Raw genomic sequence first — 24,152 nt, 5'->3', positions numbered from 1 at the left:
TCATGCCCACACCCGGAGAACACAAAACCGTCCAGGCCCGGATCCTCGTCTACGCCGAGGTCGTTGGGTGGACGACCGTGTCTCGCGAGGAGGCCGAGCAGCGTCGCGGATTTGATTCGGCCCTGCCAACCGCCGAACGCGCCAAAAACCGATCGCTCTTCTTCGACGATCTGCTCGACGCCACGGTGCGGGAACTCGCCGAACACCTGTGCAACCGGAGCATGTTCTTCGACCACGACGATAAGCGCGAGCGCGACTATTTCCGAGAACTCTTCCGCACCCTCCTTCACGAACTGATAGCTGCGAAGCCCCGCGTGAACCATTTGAACCTGGTTGGGAGTCAAAAGCCAAAATGAACACGACAGACGAATATCGGATCCACCTTAATTTTTTTCCAATTGTGAGCGAAATTCCCAGATTTGAAATCTGTCGCAGACTGGTTGCTAACCCTCAAGAGGATCGCCCGGAGGGAGACGACGTCCGACGATATTCGCTGCCGAGGGAGGCGGCGGAGACAGAGAATCGCGCCCACTATTGGGTTGTATTCAGACCGCGAGAAGGTTTTGAGCCGTTCTACGTAGAACCTTCTTATAACAACCACCTCACAGTTTGGGCCTTGTTCAAAGGAATTGGTGAACAGTGCAAAGTGAATCTCGCACCGGAAGACTTCTGGCTGTCGCAGGGTGGCTTTCTCAGGGAGATCCACTTCAACATGCGACCGCATAAGGAGGGGAATGAACAACTGGTCGTTCAACCCTATCGAATGCGTGCAACTCGGAAGTTCGGCGTGCTAGCTGACTTTCATTTTCGGATGAAGGACGAAGTGAGATTCTCCAGACGTGTTCAGCAGTTGAGTCTCAGCCTCGACGAGCGATTTCGTAGGAATCTGGATTTCTACGTAGATCGGATCGAGAAAATTACTGAGTTCTTGGAAGAGCGTCGCGAAGTTGTCTCAGCTATCCATCTGCCTGGCGCGAAAGAACCCGTAATGTTGGCGCGAGATTCTGAAGGAATGCCAGCCGCCAGCCTGCGCCCGCGCAGCTATGTGTTTAAGGGGGGGCATGAATCCCGGAGCCAATTCATGGGGCTAAAGGATAACGGTCCCTTGCGGCCATTGTCGGAATCACCCAATCTGGTGTTTGTGTTCCGTGAGCGTGACCGGCAAACAGCCCGGATGCTTGCCGCCGCTCTCAAAGGAAGCACCAAACGTGAGCGATTCAGTTTTCCCGGGTTTGAAAGTCTGTTCAAAACACCCATTGGAATCGACCGAGACCCCATCGTTGTTCCAGATTTTTCGACCGATTCGATGACCATCGCTCTAGAGCGAATGGAACAGAAAGCGAATACCAGCATTCCAGTCTTGATCATACCCGATGATGAGGAAGAGGGGTATCTCAACCACAAAGCCCTCTTCACCCACGCGGGGCTGCCAAGTCAGGTCTGCACTGTGGGGGTTATTCAAGATGAGAACTCTCTCAAATGGTCTGTCGCCAACATCGCGCTCCAGATTTTTTGCAAAGCGGGGGGTTGGCCATGGAAAGTCCGACCAGCTGGCGACCGGAGCTTGATTATTGGCATCAGCCAATCGCACAAGCTGCGAAAAACTGAAGAAGAAACCGTCGTCGAAAGATATTCCGCGTTTTCAATTCTTACTGATTCGAGCGGGTTGTTTCAAAAGCTTCAGGTGCTCGGGGAGAGCGAAAACGAAAACACATACTTGGATCAGCTCCGGAAGAATCTGAAGCAAGTCCTGACCGCTGGTGCAGATGAGTTTTCGCGAGTAGTGATTCACACGTCATTCAAACTGAAGCAGCACGAGATAACCGCGATTCAGAAAGTCGTCCAAGAAGCCGCGCTTCAAACGCAGAACGGTCACTGCCAATTTGCGGTGGTCAAGGTAAACCACAAAAGCCGATTTTTCGGAGCCAACCGCAACGTCAACAGTTTAGTTCCATTTGAGGGAACCCGAGTGAAGCTTGGTCATTGCGAATACCTCGTATGGTTTGAGGGCATTTTCCCCGACAAGCCCACAGTAACTAAGGCGTTTCCGGGTCCGACACACCTCCAGTTTTTGAGTATAACCGATGACAACAGAATCAACGACGAAATCTTGCTCCAGGATTTGGTGAACCTCTCCGGAGCGAATTGGCGGGGATTTAACGCGAAGAGTGCGCCGGTATCCATATTTTATTGTCAGTTGGTGGCAGACCTGGTGCACGACTGTCAGCAACGGGGATTGCCGCTTCCAGCCGTGAATGACCTGAGACCGTGGTTTTTGTGATACGGATATGACTAGCAAATCAAAAGACATCATTTTTCTTCTCGGAGCGGGCGCGAGCGCCGAGGCGGAAATCCCGCCGTCGGGCCAAATGATTGACCACATTGAGGAGTTGTTGACCGGCAAAGACCACGCTGAATGGTCCCCATACGCGACGCTTTACAACCATATCAAGAGCGCGATTCATTACGCAGCCGGGCTCAAGGGGCAATTCAGGGACGGCGTCGCCTACAACATTGAGACGCTGGTCAATACGCTTTACGAACTCGAACGAAATGAGGAACACCCGCTCTACCCATTTATCGCCTCATGGAATTCGCGGCTCGTATCGCTCTCTCGCGGAGACGACGGCGATTTTTCCAAGGTGAGGGATTTCAGGCGCCTGATTCTCAATCAATTGAAAAGCTGGGTGTCACCCGATGACATCTCACTGGCAGACTACTTCCAAGGCCTCATCCCGCTTCAGCGAGGGTTGACATTTCCGTTGCGAATATTTTCGCTGAATTACGACTTGTGTGTTGAACGACTGAACACCCTCGAATTCCGAGTTGAGACGGGATTTGAAGGTATCGGGCCAAAGTTCCCTTGGGATTGGGAGCGATTCGAGGACAGCAACGCAGGGCCGACTCCGCCTGAAATCTACCTCTACAAGCTCCACGGCTCCATTAACTGGAAGCGGGATGCGACGAGAAACCTAATCTGTTTGGAGCAGACGGAAGGCATAGCACCTGAAAAGATGGATTTGATCTTTGGGCGCGACCTAAAATTAGAGGCGGCCGATCCTTACCTTTTCTATGCTTACGAACTCCGAAAATACTCGCTAGAAACAAGATTAATCGTATGCATCGGATACGGCTTCGGAGACCAACATATCAACAAGATTTTGACCCAGTCGCTGCAACGAGACGAGACGAGGCGGCTCCTGGTGGTAGCCAACTGCCGAGCCGACGATGCCGTGGGACCAAAGAAAACTGAAGTATGCTCGGCCCTTTCAGTGAGACCCGAGCAAGTTCTTGTCGAAAAAGGCTCATCGAAAGGATTTCTCAAGACAACGGACTTACACATGAAGCTATTGGGAATGATTCCAAAACCTCCCGATGCGGAGTTCTGATAAGTCCTACGGTATGAACCGGAGAGATCGGTAACAGATAGTCCAAAGACATCGGTAACACTCCGAATAGGGCGCCAGAAAGGGGTCAATACGCAAAAGTAAAAGATCTCGCAGTGGTCATGGTGCGATGGATCGGCGGGATCGGTATGAACCGGAGAGATCGGTAACAGAAAGTCCAAAGACATCGGCAACACTCCGAATAGGGCGTTATGCCCTGGAAGGAAGTAGAACCGATGGACGAGAAACTGAAGTTTGTGACCCTGGCTCGGACGGGTCGCTTTACGCTGAGCGAGTTGTGCCGGGACCATGGCATCAGTCGCAAGACCGGGCACAAGTATCTGAGGCGTTACGCCGAGTCGGGTGCGGCTGGGAGCCCGGATGGGGTCGGGAGCCCGGATGGGGTCGGGAGCCCGGATGGGGTCCGAGCCCGGATGGGGTCAGCCCTTACTCCTTGCCTCGAGCGCCTGTGGGTTGGATTGGACGGAGCAGCCCGGATGGGGTCAGCCCTTACTCCTTGCCTTGAGCGCCTGTGGGTTGGATTGGACGGAGCAGGCCAGACCCACGCTATGGCGGCTCTGGCGTGCAAGTGGATCCGCTTCCATCGACTGTTGATCTTGGCAGTTGCCCATTTCCTCACCTCTGCCTTCGCCTGCCGAAGCACCGCCCGCCCCTTGTCGGTGAGGCGGTTTCAGCGCTTTCAGGACAGCCTCTCGGTGACCCATTCATGCGCCTGCCTTTGCCGTTGACCAGGGATGCGATTCGAGATCATGATCCCACCGCTCCCCCAACCGACACCGCTTCAGTGAAGTCTGTCCTCTTCGGATGTCATGGTTCAGACAGAACCCCATACTCTTGTTCCGGTCCTCACCTGCTGTCTTCTGCTGGTGATCACTCCGGGATGCGGTCCGAGCTTGCGAAGCGCGAACCCTGACGAAAGGATCGCCGCAATCGCCGGGATATCCGATCCCCAACGTCTGATCCGAATCGCTCGGGATGATCGGGTCGCCCGAGTGCGGGCCGCCGCCATCCACCAACTCCGCGACGATACCCTCCTGACCGAATTTGCGATCGACCCGAAGGCATATCTACTCAACCCGGACGAGGTTGCCGAGACTTGCCGGGAGGCTGTCTTCCGAATCAGGGATCCCGCCAATCTGGGCAAGGTTGCCGCGGAAGCCAAAGCCCATTCCACGCGAAAAGACGCGATCTCCTGCCTGGAGGACGATGTGATGCTGCTGAATCTGGCCGAGAAATTCGGCGATCGCAGGCTGCGGAAGGCGGCTGTCGAACGGATCAGCGATCAGGACATCCTTGTTGAGATTGCCACATCGAATACCTCGTGGCTCGCACGCCGCGTGGCCGTCGACCGCCTTGCTGACGATGAGAAACGGGCTGACTACCTTATCCGGTGCCTGGACCTCGATATGGCGCCAGGCGTAATCGAAAGACTTGAGGACTCGACCCAACTCGCACGGGTTGCCGTGCAGGCTGAACACTGGATGAACCGACGAGCTGCAGTCGTCCGAATCACCGATCCGGAATCGCTTCGAGCCATCGCAGCGAGCCAGGATACATGGGAAGTCCGGACCATCGCTATGGACCGCATCTCCGATCCCGATTTTGCCAGAGACCGGGCAGGAAGCGATCCCGATCCAGAGGTGAGGATAAGCGCCGTCAACAGTCTTGATGATCCATTGCTGCTGCGGCAGCTGGCGGAAACCGATCCTGTCAAGCGGGTTCGGGTCGCAGCGACCCTGGCAATTCGGGATCCCGCCGTCCTGAGGGAGTTGTTGGACCGGGATGACCCTGACGTGCAGCTCGCTGCAGCGGCCGGTCTATGCGAAGTCGTCCCATTCAACGACCCGTTCTGGAAGGATCTCTACGTCAACGCGGGGCGCGAATACCGGGACCACTATTACGGTCGGCAAACCCTATACATCAACGGGACTGCCCAGGAATTCGGGACAGCGGCAGCCGTCAATCGGACAATGAATCAGGAGGTCCTCGCCCATGCCGCAGAGAATGACTCGCGCGACTGGATGCGGCAGAAGGCAATCCGTGGTCTGGAGGATCTCGAACTGCTCAACCGGATCGCCACCACGGATGGCGACTGGTGGGACAATACTCAACGGGCGGCCCGGCAGCGCCTGGCGGAACTCGGCGAGCCGCCGGATCTGGAAGATCTGAGAAATCTGGATACCGACGACTACGACGAGTCGATCTTAAGGGGCATTGATGCCGTCGCGGGACTCGATGATCAGGATTCCCTGCAGGCACTCGCCTCGGATCACGCCGTACCGGTTGAGCTCAGAGTCTTCGCGATCAGCAAGCTCACCGATTGCACAATCCTTGCGCGCCTGCTGGACAATCAGGACAGCAGAATCGCTTCTCCCGCCACGAACCGGCTGCTCGAGACCTGCGACGAGGAGTTCCTTTTTCAATTTCTGATGAAGCAAGGATTTTACCGGGCATCGGATGCGATTCAAAAAATCACCAACCAGGATCACCTCGTGGAACTTGCACTCCGCGGCCCTGACGACTGGACCCGTCTGGTTGCGATCAAGAAGGTTGAGGATCAGGCGGTTCTGGCCGAGATCGCCCTTGGCAAGAGCGATATGAAACAGAGGACCGTCGCTGCGAGGCGCGTCCGTGACCCCGAAGTCCTGGAAAAGCTTATCGCCGAGCCCTATCTGGAAATAAGGGCGGCGGCCCTGATTTCGTCGGATGATCCGGACCGGGTGCGTGACACCCTGTTTGCCGACCGTAGCCACGACTTCCAGAGAGCTGTGATCGAGTCGGTAGAGGACGACGACCTCATGAAGGAACTCTTTCTTGACGAACCAGAGCAGGCGGGTCGCTATATCCAGCGCTACGAAATCAAGGATGACGTATTCTGGTACGGGCGCTACGAGCAGGCCGAAAGCGACTACGAACGCGACAAGGCACTCGAGCGGGTCAGTGATCCCGCCATCCTTGCTCACATCGTCGAGGCCGACGGCAGGAAACGTTATCGAGAGGCTGCGATGAGTCGGCTCCGCAACACCAGCTGGACGAGGCGTGTGGACATCGAGGCTGTCTTCTCCCGCGACCAGCCGGTCAGGACTTATCAGGAATCTCTTGAGACCGAACTGCCCTTCTCGCGGGCCCTGGAGGCACAGGAAGAACTCAAAACGCGCACCGCCGCCGTCGCGTTGATCGCCGATCAGACCGAGTTGAGAAACCTCGCCCTGACGTCTCACTACGATGTCATTCGAGAGGAAGCGGTGCGGCGGCTGAGGTCGACCGATGAGCTTGTCCGGGTCGCGATCAAGACAAGCGACCGTGGGGTTTCCAAATTGATTCTGGCACGCATCCGGGACCCCGAAACGCTCGAAACCATCGCGTCCAAGGCACGCCTTATCTCCGTCCGACTCGCGGCGGAAGTCAAACTGGGCCGAACCACCTGGAGTGATCTGATCGCCGAAGCGGGCGACAAGCACGCCACTCCCGAGAGGATGGGTGATGTACTCGGAGGCATTTCCCTCGTCCCGCATGACGAGTCAATCTCACCGGTCGTAGTGGAGGCATGCCACAACTATATCCGTCGCGGGGATGCCTCCCGAATCCCAGATCTTCGCGACCTTCTCTTCCTTTACGGCAACCGGACCCTGGCGGAGGATTATCTCAATTGCGGGAACGCCCGGCTCGGATCCATTGCCACTGAATGGGCCCACCAGCACGGATACAACATTGACACCGGCCCGGGATCCAGCCGGGTCCGATGGGGCAGCCAATACTGACAGGTCCAGAAGGGGTCATCGTTCAGACTTCAGTTGTTTGATCAGGTGTCCATGGAGGGCTTTAAGCCTGGTCAGGTTTGCCCGGATTTTCCGAAACGAACGGTGCCACCGTTTGTTTTTTGGTGAATAAAGAATACGTAGCATGCTACGGCTTGTCTGGGGAAATGGGTTTGCTCTGCCAGGCCTTTGCTTGAAAACGCGCCGATCAGGAATTGGAGCGAGATCGGGATATCGGAGCCGCTCCCGACGTCATCTGATGCGCCGGGACAGGCGGGAGGTGGGGAATAGTCGAAGGTCTGAAGGTCGAAGGTGGGACGAAGGAGATCGTGACACACCTCCGAACCGTCTTGTCCCGGCCCGCGAGGCGGCGTCGGGACCTGTTTGCGGCGGAGATGTTGGATGTTGGGTGTTGGCCACGACCGAGCGTTTCGCGCTGGAGCGCTACACAATGCATGACATTCGGGCTTGAATTTTAGGAATCGATTCCGCAATTTCAAGGTAAAGTGATCCCTCGAAAGCTGACATCGACCCTGCTCAAACGGCTCCAACAGTCGCCGGCGGTTGCGTTACTGGGATCGCGTCAGGTGGGGAAAACCACCTTGGCCAGAGGGCTGGATCCCGGCAAGCCACGCCACTACCTGGATCTGGAACGCCCCTCGGATCTGGCGAAACTCTCGGACCCGGAGCTATATCTTTCGGGCTTCGGCGGCCAGCTGGTAATCCTCGACGAAGTCCAGCGCGCGCCGGATCTCTTCCCAGTGTTGCGAAGCCTGATCGACGAGCGCCGGCGGGCGGGAGAAAAGGCGGGACATTTTCTTCTTCTCGGTTCCGCCTCGCCGGAGCTTCTCCAGCAAAGCTCCGAAACGCTGGCCGGCCGGATCAGCTACCTGGAACTCTGCCCGCTCGGGCTTCTGGAACTCCCCGGGCCGGACGAGTCCCTCCAGACGCTCTGGGAACGCGGCGGCTACCCGGACAGCAACCTGGCGCCCGATGAGGAAAGCTCGATCCAGTGGCGGGAGGATTTCATCACCAGCTACGTGGAGCGCTATCTGCCGCAACAAGGCATCACCGCGACGCCTGTCGTTCTCCGCCGTTTCTGCACCATGCTCGCCCACCAGCAAGGCGCGACGATCAATCTCAGCAAGCTGGCGGGATCGCTTGGGATCGACGGCAAGACTGCCCGCCGCTATCTCGATCTGCTCGAAGGCCTGTATCTCGTACGTTCGCTCCCGCCGTGGACGCGCAACGCCGGGAAGCGCCTGGTCAAATCACCTAAAGTGTATTGGCGAGACAGCGGAATCCTCCACACCCTCGCCGGACTATCCAATCTGGAACAGGTGCTCGGGCATCCTCTCTGCGGTGCTTCATGGGAAGGCTTTTGCATCGAGCAAATTCTGGGGAGTCTCCCGACGGGCGCGACCGCCACTCATTACCGGACTCATGCAGGCGCGGAGGTGGATCTCGTCATCGAGAAGGCCGGCGGCGAAATCCTCGCGGTGGAAATCAAGCGCACGCTCTCGCCCAAACTGACTCCAGGGCTCGTCGAAAGCATGGACACGCTCGAGGCGGACCGGGGTGTGATCCTTATTCCCGGAGGAAGATCCTACCCCCTGTCCAAGACCGTGACTGCGACGGGCTTGGTGTCATTTCTCGAAACCCTTTCCTGATCGCGCAGAAACTTCGCTGCTACTTGCGAAATGCAATTCCGGAGGCTGATCCGTGGACTCTGTTGCCAGTGCCATTCTCGAGTGGATCTACGGAAGAGGAGGCAGTCCAAGGATCCAGGGCAATTCCAGTGTTGAGCGGGGGGGCGTGGAGTCGCTCCCGACGCCAACTGATGCGACGGGATGGGTTTGCTCCGGAATGATGGGTGTTGGGTGTTGGCCACGGAGAGGCGCCCGGGAAACGCTGCTGTATCCGCGGTAACAGAAGACGTCGTTCACGGCTCTTGCCCTGTGCCTTCAGGCGTCAGGAGGCGATGGCAGTACTAAAGCATCCGCGGCAGGTGAAAGGGACCTTTCCACAACGTGCCTTTGGCGAGGCTGCTGGGTGTTCCATCGCGGTGGAGGTAGCCGTGCCCATTCGCCGTGCTCGGAATCGGCAAAGTGTTCAAAGCTCCAGTCGTGAACCGCCCGGTGCATTTCGCGGAATTTGGGGTCGCCGGTCAGTTTCCAGGCCAGCAGGGTGGCGATGACCGCTTCGTTGTGCGGCCACCAGAATTTCATGTCCTGCCAGTATTCCTGCACCGGCAGGTTTCTGAGATCGCGAAAGTAGAACAATCCGCCGTAGTGCTCATCCCAACCTCGTTTCCACATGCACTCGAGGATTGCGGCACCCAGCCGGACTAGACGCTGGTCCGCACGATGCCGACCCTCATGCATGATGAACCAACTCGCCTCGATGGCGTGACCGGGGTTGAGGAGGCGCCCGTCGTAGTGATCGATGATCGCACCGTCCGGAGCGACCGTTTCCATCATGGCACCCAGTTCCGGCTTGAAGAACAACCGCTCAATGTCGTCGATCCAGCAGTCGATCCATTCGGATGGCGTGCGGCCCCGAATCCGGATTTCGCCCAAGTGCTGGCGAATCTCCTGTGCCGTTGCGATACCGATCATGCGTGGACCCGCGCCGATCATGGGACGACTCGATGGATCAACCTTGGCTTCCATCCGACCGGGCGTAAAGGAGTGATCAATATAGCGATCAAACGCGGTCACGGCTTCGTCGGCCGCGCGACCGTCGCCTGCGGCCCCGGCATACGCCGCCGAGGCAATCGCCGCGAACGATTCGGAATAGACGTAACGCCTCATGCGGAGTGGCTGACCCGTGCGACTGACGAGGAAGTACATCTTCCCGGACGCGTCCGATGCGAATTGGCGCAGGAAGGCAATGCAGGACTTTGCGGCGTCCAGCCACTCGGGGCGCCGCTCGACGGTCAGGAAGGCGGTCGCATACATCCACGCCGCACGCCCCTGAAACCAGATGACCTTGTCGGTATCCAGGATGGATCCGTCGCGATCCAGCGCGGTGATGACTCCGCCGTGCTCCCGGTCCAGCCCGAAACGCAACCAGAAAGGCAGGACATCCTCAACCAGGGCGTGCCGGTAGAGTTCGGAAAGCGCCTTCTCGTTGTGCTCGGAACTGCTCATCCCACGTCCATTGCCTGAAGAATCTGATCCGGCCGACTCCTCGCGTCGATCTCAAAAACGGGGAAAGGCAAATGGGATCAGGCTTTGTAGTTTGTAGTTCACGCCCAACACGAGTTTCGGACTGGCGTTGATTGCCAGTCTTCCGATTTGGAGTTGAAGGGATTTGTCAAACCAAGACTCACCTTTTGCCCTACCTCGATTGAATGCCAATGGGGACGGATCCGATACCAGTAAGGTGACGAGTCGACGGGAATCGTTTGGGGATATTCTGGTAAGGGCGCCCTTCTGGGTCAGTCTCCTCCTAGGGGCAGGCGCCTATCGCGTCGTTTCCTTCGGTCTGCCTCTTCTCGGGTCTGGAACCGTGATTGCTGATTCGATCCAGGTCGGTGATCAGACTCTGGGTTGCCTCGCCACCCTGCCCTTCCTCCTTTTTTCGCTTCTTTCGCTCTTCTTCAGGGCCCGGTGCCGGCGATTGGCCGATCGTTCAATCTCACTGGAGTCCATGAAAGACCTAACCTGGAAGTCGTTCGAGCACCTCGTTAGCGAGGTCTTCCGGCGCCAGGGCGCTGAAAAGGGCGCTGAAAAGGGGTCATCGTTCAGTTTTCAGTTTCGTTATTGGGTATGCATGAGGGAATCTGCGCCTGGGCCGGGCTGGCCGGGAATTCTGAAAGAAACTGTAGTATGATACGGTTTCTTTCGGACGGAAAAAGAATACGTTGCATGCTACAGTTTCTTTTGAGATTGGATTTGTTCGGCCTGGTCAGGCCAGCCTTTCGCCGGCGGGTCCGGTCTCGCTTATTCGATGTCTGTGAGACGCTTCCCGACCTCCCTGGCGATCCGCTTGTCTTCGGTTCTTGAGAGCTCCGCGATTCGCTCGAGAAGCTCGCCTTCCCGCGCGGTCGATGCCTTGAGCGCCGTCTCCTTCGCAGCCAGCGCGGCGTCCAGCTCCGCGATGCGGTTCTTCAGATCCGAGATCGCCACCCGCGGCCTGTTTTCCTGGTTGGCCCCGGAATCCTCTTCCGCGGTGACCACGGCAGCCAATTCCTTGAACTCTGCTTGTTCACTGACCGTCTGATCGGTTTCACCGTCGTCGTTTGACCGTCTGCCGGGATTCGGGTGCTGATCAGAAAGAATCGCAGGATCGAGTTCGACCAAACGGGTGATCTTGAGCAGGAGGTCCTTGGCGCTCGCCGCTTTGTCGTCAACCGGATTTTCCGGAACCTTCGAGGCCAGTTGCTGGACCTTTCTCGACTCGGAAGTCAGAAGCACCAACCTCACTGAATCACGCCCGTGAAGGCCCGCCAGGGCGGGCAGAAAACCCTCGAGACAATCCGCCCGGACTCCATCCACAAGTTCCCGTAGTGGGAGTTCCTCACTGAGCAGATCCACCAGGACCTTGGGCACTGAATTCTTCCCGCTGACCAGCTTCTTCAGGTGGACCCGCAGGGCCGCGGGTTCTGTGAACCCAACCCTGAACAGCGTGGCCCCTTTCTTCGACAGGAATGCATCCGGAAGCCCATCGATGAGGTCGCAAAGAACCGCGACCTCGGATTCGGAGAGCTTGATGCCGGCGATGGTGCTCAATCAGAGAAGCCGCAGTGCGGCGAGGTTTGAAGATGGGAGATCGGAGATCGGGTTGGAGACAAACACAGAGGATGAGATTGTGACCTGGCGTCCCCGGCGCCCGCCGATCCGCAGGTACTTGAACAGCCGCAGAAACTTCTCCTTTTCGAAGGTCACGTTCATGTCTTGAAGTTCACCTGTAGGGGGTATGGGCCGAGGTCACTGGAACGGCGGAGATGGCAGATCGCAGATGGGAGATGGGGTTTGAACAGGCCGCTAGTCATCCGATGGTCTCATCCCAATGAAATACCGCTTAACTTTCTGATGGACATGCGGATAATTCCGGTTAATCCGTGAAATACTCAAGGATAGGTCCGGATGCTGGCGGATCTCCCTGCCCGGTGCTCAAGAGCGTAATCCCTCTACTCTGACATGCCGATCAATGAGCGAAACCTGGCCTCGGCCCGGATCATTTTCAGAGTCTTTCAAGCCCTCGCCGAACACATGGACGGGTCGGTCACCATCAACCAGATCCGGCTGACCAATATCCTCTCCATCTACTATATCAAGGGGACGATCGAAAAGGCCACCGTGACCAATATCGCCCAGCGGCTCAACCTCCCCCGTTCCACCACCAGCGCCGCCATCGCCCGGATGGTGGAACTCGGCGTCTTCGCCCCGGTCAAGGCACCGGACGGCCGGAAAACGTACTACACCTTCACTCGGCGCAGCCAGGAAAAGGCGGATGCGTTCTTCGAAAGGATTCTCAATGAATCGAAGGAGTTGATTGAGGGGATTGAGGACGGTGATTGAAGAGGTGATTAGGCCGCTGACGCGGCGGAGATGGAAGATGGTAGATGGGAGATGGGGACAAGCCGAAGGTCTGAAGGTCGAAGGTGGGAGGAGATCGGTGACACACCCGCTTCGCTTCCGGCTACTTGATGATACGCCGGGACCTGCAAGGAACCCTTCGACAGGCTCAGGGCAGGTGAAATGAAGTGGAGTTGTGCGTGGATTGTGGAGTGTCCCTTAGGGTGATGAATGCTTCGGGTTTTGGGGCGCAGCTTCTGGAGGGGGATTGAACTACAAAGGAACGAAGGTAACGAAGGGCGTGGCTTGTGGTGTGGTTTCCTGTGACGGATGCTTCGGGAGGGAGGAACACGGAAGTGACGAAAGAAACGAAAGGCGCTGCTTGTGGTGGTTTTCGAGTAACAGATGCTTCGGGGGGATTGAACACCCGCTTCGCTTAAGGAGCGGAAGGTAACGAAGGTAGGCGGAAGGGCGGAGCTTGAGTGGGATTGTGCACGGTAGATCCTGGACGGATGCTTCGGATTGATTCTTGACAAAGTTCCCTTTTCGGGAACTCTATTGAACGCAGCCAGAATCTCGAGAAAGCAAATGCGGATCATCGCCAGGAAGACACTCAGGGAATTCTGGCGGCTTCATCCGGATGCCGAGCAGCCACTCAGGGCCTGGTTCCACGAGGTGACGGACGCCCGATGGAAAACGCCAATGGATGTGAGAAAACGCTATCAGTCCGCAGACATTCTTCCCGGAAACCGGGTCATCTTCAACATCAAGGGCAACGCCTACCGCCTGATCGTCAAAATCCACTACAATACCGGTATTGTCTTCGTGCGCTATCTGGGGACACATGCGGATTACGACCGTATCGACGCCGCAAATATCTGACCACTCCCGCCATGAACCCAAAGGTCATCAGAAACAGATCCGAATATGAAGCTGTGCTCTCGCGCATCGAAGTATTGATGGACGCAAAGAAAGGGTCGCCCGAGGAGGACGAACTCGAACTCTGGTCGATTCTGGTGGAACGCTATGAAGACACCCACCAACCCATCGACCCTCCGGATCCCATCGAGGCGATCAAGTTCCGGATGGATCAGGAAGGCCTGAGGCCGGCGGATCTGACCCGCTATATCCCGAGCAAAAGCAAGATCTCGGAAGTCCTGAGCCGGAAACGTCCGTTGAGCCTGAGCATGATCCGTTCGCTCCACGAAGGACTCGGCATTCCTGCCGAGATACTCGTCCGCGAACCCAGGGCAGACTACGGCAAGGCAGCGAAACGCTGAGACTAGGCCACTTCAGGTGGACGGTGGATCAGGCTACTCTTCGATACGCCCGGACAAGCGGGGGACGGTGGACGGTCAAAACCGCAACGGAGGTGGGAGATGAGGGGAGCAGGCGGGCGGTGGGTGGAGTGACCGGTGATCTCTGGAGTCTGCCAGGAAATCGGGTTTATGATTTGATTTGTGCGGTCGTTCGTGTATACACGAGCTATGAAGACAATCACTCTGGACGACGATGCCTACAACCGGCTTAAGGCGTGGAAACGGGGAAGCCGGGAGTCGTTTTCGTCCGTGGTCAAGCGCGTCCTGCCCGAACCGGGCACACTGGGTGCTTTCCTGAGCTTTGCCGAGGCCAATCAGACAGCCTTGATGACCGGAAACGAGACTCTTGAGAAGTCGGTGGAGAACCGCTCCTCAGCCAAGGAAGAGCCATGGATCTGATCGCAGACACCACCCTTCTGGTCGGGCTCTGGCGCGGACAAAAATGGGCGGCCGCTTTCGCTTCGGCGAATGCGGGAAGATCTCTCGGTATTCCCTGGGTGGTCATGGGCGAGTTCTGGCACGGATCCCTCCGGGCCGGACACGATCCTGAAAAGGTCCGTGAGTTCCTCTCCATCGGAATCCCCATCCATGACGCCCAGCCCGCAGTTCCCTGCTATGCCCGGATCTGCGCCGCCCTCCAGACAACGAAAGCATGGAAGGAGATCGGTCAAAATGATCTTTGGATCGCAGCCACGGCTCTGGCCGAGAGCAAACCGCTGGTGACCCGGAACCGTCGTCATTTCCATCGGATCGACGGGTTGCAGTTGGAAGTGGTCGGCGAGTGATCTGTGGACCGTGGACGGATGCTTCGGGGGGGGATTGAACACTCGCTTCGCTGAAGGAACGGAAGGTAACGAATGGTAGGTCGGAAGGGCGGGGTTGTTGGAACAAGGATCCCGCGATGCGCGGGAGCAGGATACCGCGTCGCGGTAACAGGTGTTCCGGATGGGATTGAACTACAAAGGAACGAAGGTAACGAAGGGCGCGGCTTACGGATGGTTTTTGGGTGAGGGATGCTTCGGGTGACGGATGCTTCGGGGTGGGAGCGAACACGGAAGTGACGAAAGATACGAAAGGCGCTGCTTGTGGAATGATTTTCGAGTGACGGATGCTTCGGGGGTGAACGAACACCCGCTTCGCTTCCGGCTACTTGATGATACGCCGGGACATGCAAGGAACGAAACAGTCGGAATAGGATCAGCCGTTACTCTTTACTCTTGCGACAGTCGGCCCGACAGGACGTATCCAAAATTTCCATCCAAAGATATCCAGCAGCGGTCGGCCCCTTGAGTCTTCCGCACCCCCGGGAAGAGGGTGCCCCACCCCAATCGGCTCCGAAGTTACCGGGACAGTGACTTGACCGCGGATTCCATCCCGGCGGTCGCAGCTTCCCAGCCGGAGCGATCGTCGGAAAACCGGTCGAAGAGCAGCGGCTTGCCGATTCGAAGCCGGATCTTTCCCGGACGCGGCCACGACGCATCCGACGGCATCGCCTTCCAGGCACCCTCAATGAAGCAGGGAACCACCGGGACCGTGGTTCCGCAGACCACCCGCCCGATCCCGGGCTTGAAGCGGTTCACTGCGCCCGTCTTCGATCGTGTTCCTTCAGGGAAGATGATGAAGATGCACTTCTCCTCTATCAGCCGATGCCGAAGCTCTCTGAGAGTGTGCCCGGTATAGCATTTCCGCCAGATCGGAAGAGCATTCATACTGGCCGTTACGAGAGTTGCCGCCAAGGCCTTTTCGAAAAAATGGTCACCCGCCGCAATCGGAAATACCTTCCCCACGTGTCGCCAGGGCGTGGCCAGTCCCAGAACAACGGCATCGAGGTGACTGGCATGGTTGGACACCAGGACGAACGGGGGTTCTGACGGCAGATTCTCGCGGCCCTCGATTGCCAAACGGTGAAACACACTCATGTAACACCGCGTCAGGCACCGCCAGAAGAAGTTCACCAGATATCCCGACAGACCAGCCTCACGGCGCAGGCTGCAGCGGCGCTCAGCCGGTGTCAGCCCAAAGTCGTGAGCCGGTTCGTATTTCCAGTCCGCGCTCATGATTCAGGGGGTGTCTTGAGTGCGGTGAAGCGTGTCGCAACGATTGACTCGGGGCCCGCCTCCCCATGCTCAAGGCCGGACACCAACCCAAGGCAACTCTGCCCGAACGGTCTGGTCTGACGACAAAGCATCCCATCATCTCCAGAAAGACCTCTCATGGCCCGGTGAAGAACCTGGAGGCCTGGTCGAAGCCGGGTCTCCCGAAATAGTTGACGTAGTGAAACACGGCGGGGGCCACCAATATCAGGCTGTCAAACCGATCAAGGAAACCACCATGTCCGGGAATGGAAGCTCCCAAATCCTTGACTTTGAGATCCCGCTTGATCGACGACATCATGAGGTCACCAACTTGGCCGGCCACACTGATGATCAGCCCCAACCCGATCAGGAAAAACGGAGTATCCAGTGCTCCCCCTTTGAAGACGAAATGTCCGAGTGTCGCAGCCAGGATCGTGGTCAGGACAAGTGCACCGAGCGCGCCACCCAGAGTCTTGTTCGGGCTCGTGTTCGGCAGAAACTTCCGTCCGCCGATGAGTTTGCCCGAGAGAAACGCGAACACGTCGTTCAGTTCCACGGTCAGGAACAGCATCAGGATAATGGGCCGGAAGTCGGCATGGTTCGCCATGTATCCAAGGTGCCCGAGGCATGTCCCGAAGAAGACAAAGCCAAAGATGCCCAGAGCCACCCGCTGAATGTATCCCATCGGCTGATCCGCGATGATCGCGACGGGCACGATCAGAATCACGACCAAGGTCGACAGGGCCGTGAAGAGCCCGTACCAGTCATCGAGCACGGCATAGGTGACGGCCAGTATCCCGAGCATGACGATCACATGCAGCGACCGATACCGAAAGAAGCCCGTCGCCCGCGCGAATTCCCTGAGGCAGATCAGGCTCAGAATACCGATGCCCACCATTGTCCAGCAGGCACCGAGGAGAACAGGCACCACCAGCGCCGGTGTCACGATGAACCACGACCTCGTTCTCTGGACCAGCTCACGAGACATCTCCGGACTCAGACGTCCGCTCTTCTGAAGCACCCGGATAACAACTGAAGCGACCGTCAGGACCACGACCAGCCCGACAGTGATCCCCACCGTTACCGGATGATCGAAGGCACCGGAAATGGCGAAAAGGCGTTGTCTCGTCGTTTCATTCATGTTGATCGGTCCTTCCGGAATTCACCGACCGGCTTCTTCGCCACCACGCAGGGCGCGGCCGACCCGGATGAGCCGTCGGACGGCGGTGAAGGCGCCGCCAACGACGATCAGTCCGAGCACCCAGACCGGCGCCCCAACCCCGCCCCAGGTCAGCCAGGCCGCCGGACATAGACCGCACCAGAGGGAGACAGCCGTGGCAAAGAACATGCGCTGGGGCTTCGCCATCGGTCCGCAGAAATCCTGAGGGGCACCGGCCGCCTTCCCCATCGCACGCACGTAAGCGACAAACAGGGATACACAGGCGGCGACATACCCTGCAGCGGGCGATGACCCGGCAGCATACCCGAGCCCGATCAGGATGGCCGCATCACTGACCCGGTCCGGCACTTCATTGAACAACTCGCCGACACGGGAATGCTTGCCAGTCTCAAGGGCGACCATCCCATCGAACATGTTCGCGAGCAACCTCAGTTGAATCAGCAAGGCCCCGCCCAGCCAGTACCAGATCGGCACCGGAGCGTGTGCGGTCAGGGCGAGTGAAACGCCGGCAAGGACCCCAAAAACCAACCCGGCTACGGAGATGGCGTTCGGTGTGATGCCGCTTGCGGCAATCACCCCGGCCAGTGCTTTCGAGACGGCCAGTCTGCGGGTCGTCAAAGGCCTCCGCTCGAGTTCTGGATAAGCGTCACTCATGAGCTTTTTCCCATCAAATACATCCCGATCACCAACAGGATCATTCCGGCGACATTGATGGCCCGAATCGGCGTCCCGTAGGCCAACATGGCGATCAAGGCTGCCCAGATGAAGGTGCTCGCATATACCGGATAAAGGACGGTGAGGGAACCACCCTTCTTGAACGCAGCGACAAACAGGACCATCACCGCGATGTAGCAGAGCACGCCGCCCAGGAGGCGGATATTGGTGAGGTAGCCAAGAACCGAACCGTCTGCCTGGTCAGCTCCGGATTTATAGAGATACTGTCCCAGCGCCCCGGCAATCGAGGCCACCAGGAACATGATGACTGAGGCAATGGGTGTGTTCATAAAGTCGTTGTAACAGGAGGCTGTTCCAGAGGGGCTGAAGCACCCCGCAGAGCCGACCCGGTGCCGGGAGTTTCTTTCCTGTAAGCCCACGGGAACGAGGACTCATCGAGCTGACGGGAAATCAGAGGCGGGCTGAGAATGACGTGATTGGCCATGGAGGTATCGGGGCAGCCTGGCGAACAAGGCATCCGGACCGGAAATGAACGGATGACGAATGCCCTTCCCCGACCCATGCGGAATCGGGCGGGGAATGGGATCACCCTGGAGCGCTGAAAAGAGGTCAAACGCAAATGGCACCAAGTTAAGGGGTATTCAGGAGGGATCACGAGATGTAGCCGCGGCAGTCTCTTGCCGCGTATCCACGTTGAAACGCCCCAAGTGATCCGGCTTCGCTGAAGCTGCGCCGTGACAGGCAGGGGGCGACTACACCAGACAAATACACCAACAAGAAATGCCAGTTCTGAGCCAAAGAATCTGCTTATCTGAGTGCCATTCGGGTCAAACGCAAAACATAAAGATTCGACTATCCCCCCCCTTTCCTCAATCAGCTCCGGTTCATGCCCCCGGGCCGATCGGGAGGGCGCAAATCTGAAGGAACTCAACGAATCGACACGGGAACGCATCGTGCAAGCCGAACGAGAGCGCGATCATGACCACCCCCCAAGGGAGCAGACTGGAAGGTGCACATCGCAGAGCATCTGCACAAGGAAACCACCACCAGGAACCCATGGATCGCCGAACGCCTGCAAATGGGACACCCCGACTACGTTTGCAATCTGGTGAACAAGAGTTGATCCTTGAATTCTGCGTTTGACCCCTTCTGCTCTTCCCAACCCGCCCCTCTTCCGTGATCCGAATTCGCATTTTCGCCGCTGTGAGCCTCGCCAGCTGTTTTTCTTCAATCCTTCCAGCCGATACGCCGATCCTGTTCTACGACCGTCCTGCCGCCGAATGGGTGGAGGCACTACCGGTCGGCAACGGCCGCCTCGGGGCCATGGTCTTTGGCGGCATCCACCAGGAACGCCTGCAACTCAACGAGGATACGCTCTGGGGAGGAGGCCCCTATGAGCCGACCAATTCCGCCGCCCTCGTGGCCCTGCCAGAGGTTCGGGCGCTGATCGATCGAGGCGAATTCGCCGCCGCGCAAGAGCTCGCGGACAGCAAGATGATGGGCCGGCCCCGCACCCAAATGCCCTACCAGACCGTGGGCGACCTGATCCTTTCGTTTGCCGGAGGCGATACCGCCACAGGCTACCATCGCGAACTCAACCTCGATACCGCCGTCGCCACGACTTCCTACACCATCGGCGGCGGCGCCTGGGCCACGACCTACACCCGGGAGGTTTTTGCCAGTCCCATCGATGACGTGATCGTGATGCGCCTTTCCGCCCGCCGCAATGGGCAACCCGGCCAACTCAACTTCACGCTCGGCTACCAGAGCCCCCAGATGGCGACCAGCTGGACCGTCGACGATCACACCTTGATTCTTGCCGGCAAAAACGGCGACTACGCCGGCATCGCGGGGGCCCTCACCTATCAGGCCCAGGCCAAGGTAATCGTCGGAGACGGATCGATTCGGGCCGATGGTCAACAACTCCATGTGCGGGGCGCGAGCACGGCTTTGGTCATCATCGCCGTGGCCACCAGTTTCAACCGCTATGACGACACGGGCGGCGATCCCGCCGCCCGCAATGCCGCCACGTTCGCCGCCGTCACCGGAAAGTCCTACGAAGATCTCCTCGCCGCCCATACCACCGAACACCAACGGCTCTTCCGCCGCGTGACCATCGACCTCGGCCGCACCTCCGCCGCCGATCTGCCCACGGATGAACGCGTGCGCCGCTTCGCCACCGGAAACGACCCTGCCCTCGCCGCGCTCTATTTCCAATTCGGCCGCTACCTGCTCATCAGCAGTTCCCGCCCGGGCAGCCAGCCCGCGAATCTGCAGGGCATCTGGAACGACAACCTCAACCCGCCGTGGCAAAGCAAATACACCCTCAACATCAACGCGGAGATGAACTACTGGCCGGCTGAAGTCACCAACCTGGCTGAGCTCAGTGAACCCCTTTTTGCCCTGATTGAGGACCTCAGCGTGACGGGTGCCATCACAGCCCGCGAGCACTACGGTGCCTCCGGCTGGGTCGTTCACCACAACACCGATCTGTGGCGCGCCACCGCGCCCATCGACGGAGCATTCTGGGGCATGTGGCCCGCGGGCGGCGCTTGGTTGAGCCTGCATCTTTGGGAACACTATCAATTCTCGCCTGACCGTGATTTTCTGGTCCGTGCCTACCCGCTGATGAAAGGCGCCGCGCAGTTTTTTATCGATACTCTGGTCGAGGATTCCACTCACGGTTGGCTCGTGACGAGTCCGTCCGTCTCGCCCGAAAACGCCCACCACCCGGGGGTCTCCATTGCAGCGGGACCGGCGATGGATTCACAGCTCCTGCGCGACCTGTTTGCCGCCTGCATTGCTTCCGCCGAAATTCTCGGACAGGATGACGCCTTCCGCGCCACTCTGACCGCCGCGCGCCGCCGGCTGCCGCCCGACCACATCGGTGCCCAGGGACAACTGCAGGAATGGTTGGAGGACTGGGATGCCGACGCGCCCGAGCCACAACACCGCCATACCTCACATCTGTATGGCCTCTATCCGAGCGACCAGATCGATGTGCTGACGACCCCTGAACTCGCGCAAGCCGCCCGCCGTTCGCTCGAGCTTCGCGGCGACGATGCCACCGGGTGGGCCATCGGTTGGCGCATCAACCTCTGGGCCCGTCTCCATGAACCCGAGCACGCCATGGGCATCCTCAAGCTCCTGTTACGCCCCGCTCGCACCTACCCCAACCTCTTCGACGCTCATCCACCCTTCCAGATCGACGGCAATTTTGGCGGCACCGCCGGCATCGCCGAGATGCTCCTGCAATCCCACGGCGGCCGCATCCAACTGCTGCCGGCTCTCCCGAAGGATTGGCCGACCGGCTCCGTCAGCGGTCTGCGCGCCCGCGGCGAAATCACCGTCGACCTCGCTTGGGACGAAGGCGCCCTCACCTCCGCCTGGTTCACCGCCGAACAGGACCGCACCATCACCGTCCGCACCGTCGACGGCACCTTGTCCTCTCTGTCGCTGAAGGCCGGCCAACGCACCGCATTCTCCCCGCCGCAACCCTAGACCTGCCATGAGATTTTCCTCCCTGTGTGCCGCCACGCTATTGGGCCTCGCCACCGTCGTCCCCACAGCTCCCGCCCGGCCCGCTCCCGATCCAAACTTCCACATCTACCTTTGCTTCGGCCAATCGAACATGGAAGGATTTCCTGGTATTCCCGCGGAGGATCGGGCCTACCAGAACCCCCGCTTCCAAGTCCTCGCCGCCGTTGATTTCCCGGAGCTGGATCGGGTCAAGAACCACTGGTATCCCGCGGCCCCGCCCCTCTGCCGACCCAACTCCGGTCTCAGTCCCTCCGATTTTTTCGGTCGCACCATGGTCGAACACCTTCCCGCCGACATCAAAGTCGGCATCGTCAATGTCTCGGTGGCCGGCTGCCGCATCGAAGCCTATGACAGTGCGAATATCGAATCCTACACCGCCGACGCCCCTGTTTGGCTGATGGAGATTATCAATATCTACGACGGTGACCCCTATCGCTATCTGGTGAAGATGGGGCGACGCGCGCAACAGGACGGTGTCATCAAAGGGATCCTGCTTCACCAGGGTGAATCCAACAGCGGTGAATCGACGTGGCCGGCCAAGGTCCAGGCCATTTACGAGAACCTTTTGCGCGACCTCGACCTCAACGCCGACGAAGTGCCGTTGCTCGCCGGTGAACTGGTCGGCGCCGACCAAGGCGGGAAGTGCGCCGGCATGAATCCGATCATCGCCACCCTGCCCGAGTTGATCCCGACTGCGCACGTTGTGTCCTCTCTCGACTGTGCCGCCCACCCCGACGGCCTGCATTTCACCCCCGCCGGCTACCGCCTGCTCGGCCAACGCTACGCCGAGACCATGCTGGCCTTACTCCCCCGCTGAACCCACCACCACCGATGAAAAAACTGAGCATCCTGCTAACCTCACTGTTCCTGACCGGCACATTCCTGAGTCCCGTTGCCGCCCGCGAACCGGCCCTGATCAAGATTGATCCCGACCGCACCATTGGCGAAGTCCATCCCAACGTCTTCGGCAGCTTCCTCGAACCGGTGAAACGCGAAGGCAGCATCTTCAGCCGCGGCGTGGTCTACGGCCCATTGTATGATCCGGAGTCCCCGCACTCCGACGAAAACGGCTTCCGCAAAGACTACATCGAGCAAATCAAAGACCTGAATGTTTCCGTCATCCGCTGGCCCGGCGGCAACTTCGTTTCCGGTCACCACTGGAAGGACGCCATCGGCCCCAAGGACCAGCGTCCCGTCACCCTGGACCTCTCCCGCACCCGGCCGGAATCCAACCAGATGGGCACCGACGAATACATCGCCCTCTGCAACCTCGTGGGCGCCGAGAATTTCATCTGCATCAACGCCGGGACCGGCACGATTGAAGAGGCCGCGGATTGGGTCGAATACACCAACGCGCCCACCGGCACACGCTGGGCCGACCTCCGCGCCGAGTATGGCCACCCCGAACCCTACGGAGTCAAATACTGGGCCCTCGGCAACGAACCCGACGGTCCGTGGCAACTCGGCCACAAGAACAAGGAGGACTACGTGAAGTTTGCCCGCGAGGCGGCCAAGCTCATGGAAAACGTCGACAGAGACATCCTGCTCGTCGCCGCCGGTCCGTCTCTTTATCCGCTGGTCACTTCCACCTACGACCCCAAGGACGGCTGGACCGACTGGACCGACTACGTGCTCGACGGACTGGCCGGTGATATCGACTACCTCTCCGTCCACCGCTACGTGTTCCAGGTCCTGCGCGCGCTGGACGAGGGCGTGGAACCCACCTTCGCCGACCAGATGTCCCTCGGTCTGGAGATCAATCGCATCATCGAAGTCACCCGCGGCCAGATCCAACGTGCAATGGTCAAATCCGGGACCGATCGCCCCATCTACATCGCCTTCGACGAATACGGTGCCCGTGGCAACACCCTCGCCGGTCCGCTGCTCCTGGCCCAACATCTCAACGCCTTCATCCGCCACGCCGACATCGTCAAAATGGCGAACCTCACCTTCCTCAGCAGCCTCGCCGGCATCACCCCCGACGGCAGCTACAAGACCTCCCTCTACTACCCCTTCCACCTTTATTCCAACCACTGCCGCGGCACCTCGCTCGACGTCCTTACCCGCTGCGAAACCTACAACACCGAGATCTTCCAAGACATTCCGGTGCTCGACGTCACCGCGGTCATCAACGAAGCTCAGGGCAAACTGTTCGTGAACGTGGTCAATCGCAGCGAAACCGACGCCATCGAGGCCGACGTCGAACTGCAGGCCGGCGACTACACCGGAGAGGGCAAGGTGCACCTCATCACCGCGAATTCCATCGAAGCGACCAACACGATCGACGAGGAACAGGTCTCGATCGCCACCAGCGACTTCAAGTTCGGGAGCAACCGCATCAGCCACACCTTCCCGGCCCACTCGTTCACCCAACTCGAAATCTCGCTCGAACAGTGATCACATATTCCGCCCGATCCTCACCGCCCTGCTGCTCTCCGCCTCGGGAGCCTTCGTCCAACAGGCCGACGCCAACCTCGACTGAAATCCCCGGCCCAACGCGGATAACCTCATTCCCTTCAGACCGCCGCTCACCTCCCCCGAGTTGCACCCCGACCGCACCATCACATTTCGGGTCAAGGCCCCGGCCGCCGAGACCGTGGTCGTGACGGCGCTGAAAAGGGGTCAAACGCGAAATATAGAGATCCGACTATTCCCCTTTCCTTGATCCGCTCC

At 58.8% G+C, this 24,152-nt stretch carries 20 protein-coding genes; 13 read left to right on the top strand and 7 right to left on the bottom strand.

Going from position 1 to position 24,152, the window contains the following annotated elements; translation table 11 throughout:
• The first annotated feature begins 2 nt into the window (after positions 1–2).
• From R3F07_11790 to R3F07_11770, 5 genes are all read left to right on the top strand, one after another.
• Positions 3–356: a hypothetical protein gene (locus R3F07_11790; protein ID MEZ5277054.1), complete on the top strand. Its 354-nt coding sequence runs from the start codon at positions 3–5 to the stop codon at positions 354–356.
• Positions 353–2,281 carry a Piwi domain-containing protein gene (locus R3F07_11785; GenBank protein ID MEZ5277053.1) on the top strand — a complete coding sequence of 643 codons (1,929 nt, stop codon included), beginning with the start codon at positions 353–355 and terminating at the stop codon, positions 2,279–2,281. The genes R3F07_11790 and R3F07_11785 overlap by 4 nt, the downstream gene beginning before the upstream one ends.
• A gap of 7 nt (positions 2,282–2,288) precedes the next feature.
• Positions 2,289–3,389 (top strand): SIR2 family protein, encoded by a 1,101-nt coding sequence (locus tag R3F07_11780; GenBank protein ID MEZ5277052.1) that lies wholly within the window; start codon positions 2,289–2,291, stop codon positions 3,387–3,389.
• A gap of 827 nt (positions 3,390–4,216) precedes the next feature.
• Positions 4,217–7,168: a hypothetical protein gene (locus R3F07_11775; GenBank protein ID MEZ5277051.1), complete on the top strand. Its 2,952-nt coding sequence runs from the start codon at positions 4,217–4,219 to the stop codon at positions 7,166–7,168.
• A 503-nt stretch (positions 7,169–7,671) separates the two neighbouring features.
• On the top strand, positions 7,672–8,835 hold the full coding sequence (locus R3F07_11770; GenBank protein MEZ5277050.1) for an ATP-binding protein: 1,164 nt from the start codon (positions 7,672–7,674) through the stop codon (positions 8,833–8,835).
• Positions 8,836–9,129: 294 nt separating this feature from the next.
• Here R3F07_11770 and R3F07_11765 read toward each other — a convergent pair whose 3' ends face one another.
• From R3F07_11765 to R3F07_11755, 3 genes are all read right to left on the bottom strand, one after another.
• Positions 9,130–10,317, bottom strand: a complete 1,188-nt coding sequence (locus R3F07_11765; GenBank protein MEZ5277049.1) for an AGE family epimerase/isomerase — start codon at positions 10,315–10,317, stop codon at positions 9,130–9,132.
• Positions 10,318–11,112: 795 nt separating this feature from the next.
• Positions 11,113–11,901 (bottom strand): hypothetical protein, encoded by a 789-nt coding sequence (locus tag R3F07_11760; GenBank protein ID MEZ5277048.1) that lies wholly within the window; start codon positions 11,899–11,901, stop codon positions 11,113–11,115.
• Complete coding sequence (locus tag R3F07_11755) at positions 11,902–12,063, bottom strand: hypothetical protein (GenBank protein MEZ5277047.1); 162 nt, start codon at positions 12,061–12,063, stop codon at positions 11,902–11,904.
• 249 nt (positions 12,064–12,312) lie between these two features.
• Between R3F07_11755 and R3F07_11750 the strand changes: the two genes are divergently transcribed.
• The 5 genes from R3F07_11750 (at position 12,313) to R3F07_11730 (ending at position 14,794) form a co-directional block, all read left to right on the top strand.
• Positions 12,313–12,693, top strand: a complete 381-nt coding sequence (locus R3F07_11750; GenBank protein MEZ5277046.1) for a MarR family winged helix-turn-helix transcriptional regulator — start codon at positions 12,313–12,315, stop codon at positions 12,691–12,693.
• A 585-nt stretch (positions 12,694–13,278) separates the two neighbouring features.
• Complete coding sequence (locus tag R3F07_11745) at positions 13,279–13,572, top strand: type II toxin-antitoxin system HigB family toxin (GenBank protein ID MEZ5277045.1); 294 nt, start codon at positions 13,279–13,281, stop codon at positions 13,570–13,572.
• An 11-nt stretch (positions 13,573–13,583) separates the two neighbouring features.
• On the top strand, positions 13,584–13,970 hold the full coding sequence (locus R3F07_11740) for a hypothetical protein (GenBank protein ID MEZ5277044.1): 387 nt from the start codon (positions 13,584–13,586) through the stop codon (positions 13,968–13,970).
• 207 nt (positions 13,971–14,177) lie between these two features.
• Positions 14,178–14,408 (top strand): antitoxin VapB family protein, encoded by a 231-nt coding sequence (locus R3F07_11735; GenBank protein ID MEZ5277043.1) that lies wholly within the window; start codon positions 14,178–14,180, stop codon positions 14,406–14,408.
• Complete coding sequence (locus R3F07_11730) at positions 14,399–14,794, top strand: type II toxin-antitoxin system VapC family toxin (protein MEZ5277042.1); 396 nt, start codon at positions 14,399–14,401, stop codon at positions 14,792–14,794. The genes R3F07_11735 and R3F07_11730 overlap by 10 nt, the downstream gene beginning before the upstream one ends.
• Before the next feature lie 555 nt (positions 14,795–15,349).
• Here R3F07_11730 and R3F07_11725 read toward each other — a convergent pair.
• From R3F07_11725 to R3F07_11710, 4 genes are all read right to left on the bottom strand, one after another.
• A complete protein-coding gene (locus R3F07_11725; protein ID MEZ5277041.1) occupies positions 15,350–16,066 on the bottom strand; it encodes a lysophospholipid acyltransferase family protein in 717 nt (238 codons plus the stop codon).
• A gap of 154 nt (positions 16,067–16,220) precedes the next feature.
• Positions 16,221–17,225, bottom strand: a complete 1,005-nt coding sequence (locus R3F07_11720; GenBank protein MEZ5277040.1) for a phosphatidate cytidylyltransferase — start codon at positions 17,223–17,225, stop codon at positions 16,221–16,223.
• A gap of 21 nt (positions 17,226–17,246) precedes the next feature.
• A complete protein-coding gene (locus tag R3F07_11715) occupies positions 17,247–17,918 on the bottom strand; it encodes a CDP-alcohol phosphatidyltransferase family protein (protein MEZ5277039.1) in 672 nt (223 codons plus the stop codon).
• A complete protein-coding gene (locus R3F07_11710) occupies positions 17,915–18,268 on the bottom strand; it encodes a hypothetical protein (protein ID MEZ5277038.1) in 354 nt (117 codons plus the stop codon). The genes R3F07_11715 and R3F07_11710 overlap by 4 nt, the downstream gene beginning before the upstream one ends.
• An 874-nt stretch (positions 18,269–19,142) precedes the next feature.
• Between R3F07_11710 and R3F07_11705 the strand changes: the two genes are divergently transcribed.
• From R3F07_11705 to R3F07_11695, 3 genes are read left to right on the top strand one after another with little or no spacing between them, the layout of a single operon-like run.
• A complete protein-coding gene (locus R3F07_11705) occupies positions 19,143–21,440 on the top strand; it encodes a glycoside hydrolase family 95 protein (GenBank protein MEZ5277037.1) in 2,298 nt (765 codons plus the stop codon).
• Positions 21,441–21,447: 7 nt separating this feature from the next.
• Positions 21,448–22,296: a sialate O-acetylesterase gene (locus R3F07_11700; GenBank protein MEZ5277036.1), complete on the top strand. Its 849-nt coding sequence runs from the start codon at positions 21,448–21,450 to the stop codon at positions 22,294–22,296.
• Between the two features lie 14 nt (positions 22,297–22,310).
• Positions 22,311–23,876 carry an alpha-L-arabinofuranosidase C-terminal domain-containing protein gene (locus tag R3F07_11695; GenBank protein ID MEZ5277035.1) on the top strand — a complete coding sequence of 522 codons (1,566 nt, stop codon included), beginning with the start codon at positions 22,311–22,313 and terminating at the stop codon, positions 23,874–23,876.
• Positions 23,877–24,152: the final 276 nt, after the last annotated feature.

The organism is Opitutaceae bacterium, assembly GCA_041395105.1.
GTDB lineage: Bacteria > Verrucomicrobiota > Verrucomicrobiia > Opitutales > Opitutaceae > B12-G4.
This window is presented reverse-complemented; position numbering and strand designations above follow the sequence as displayed.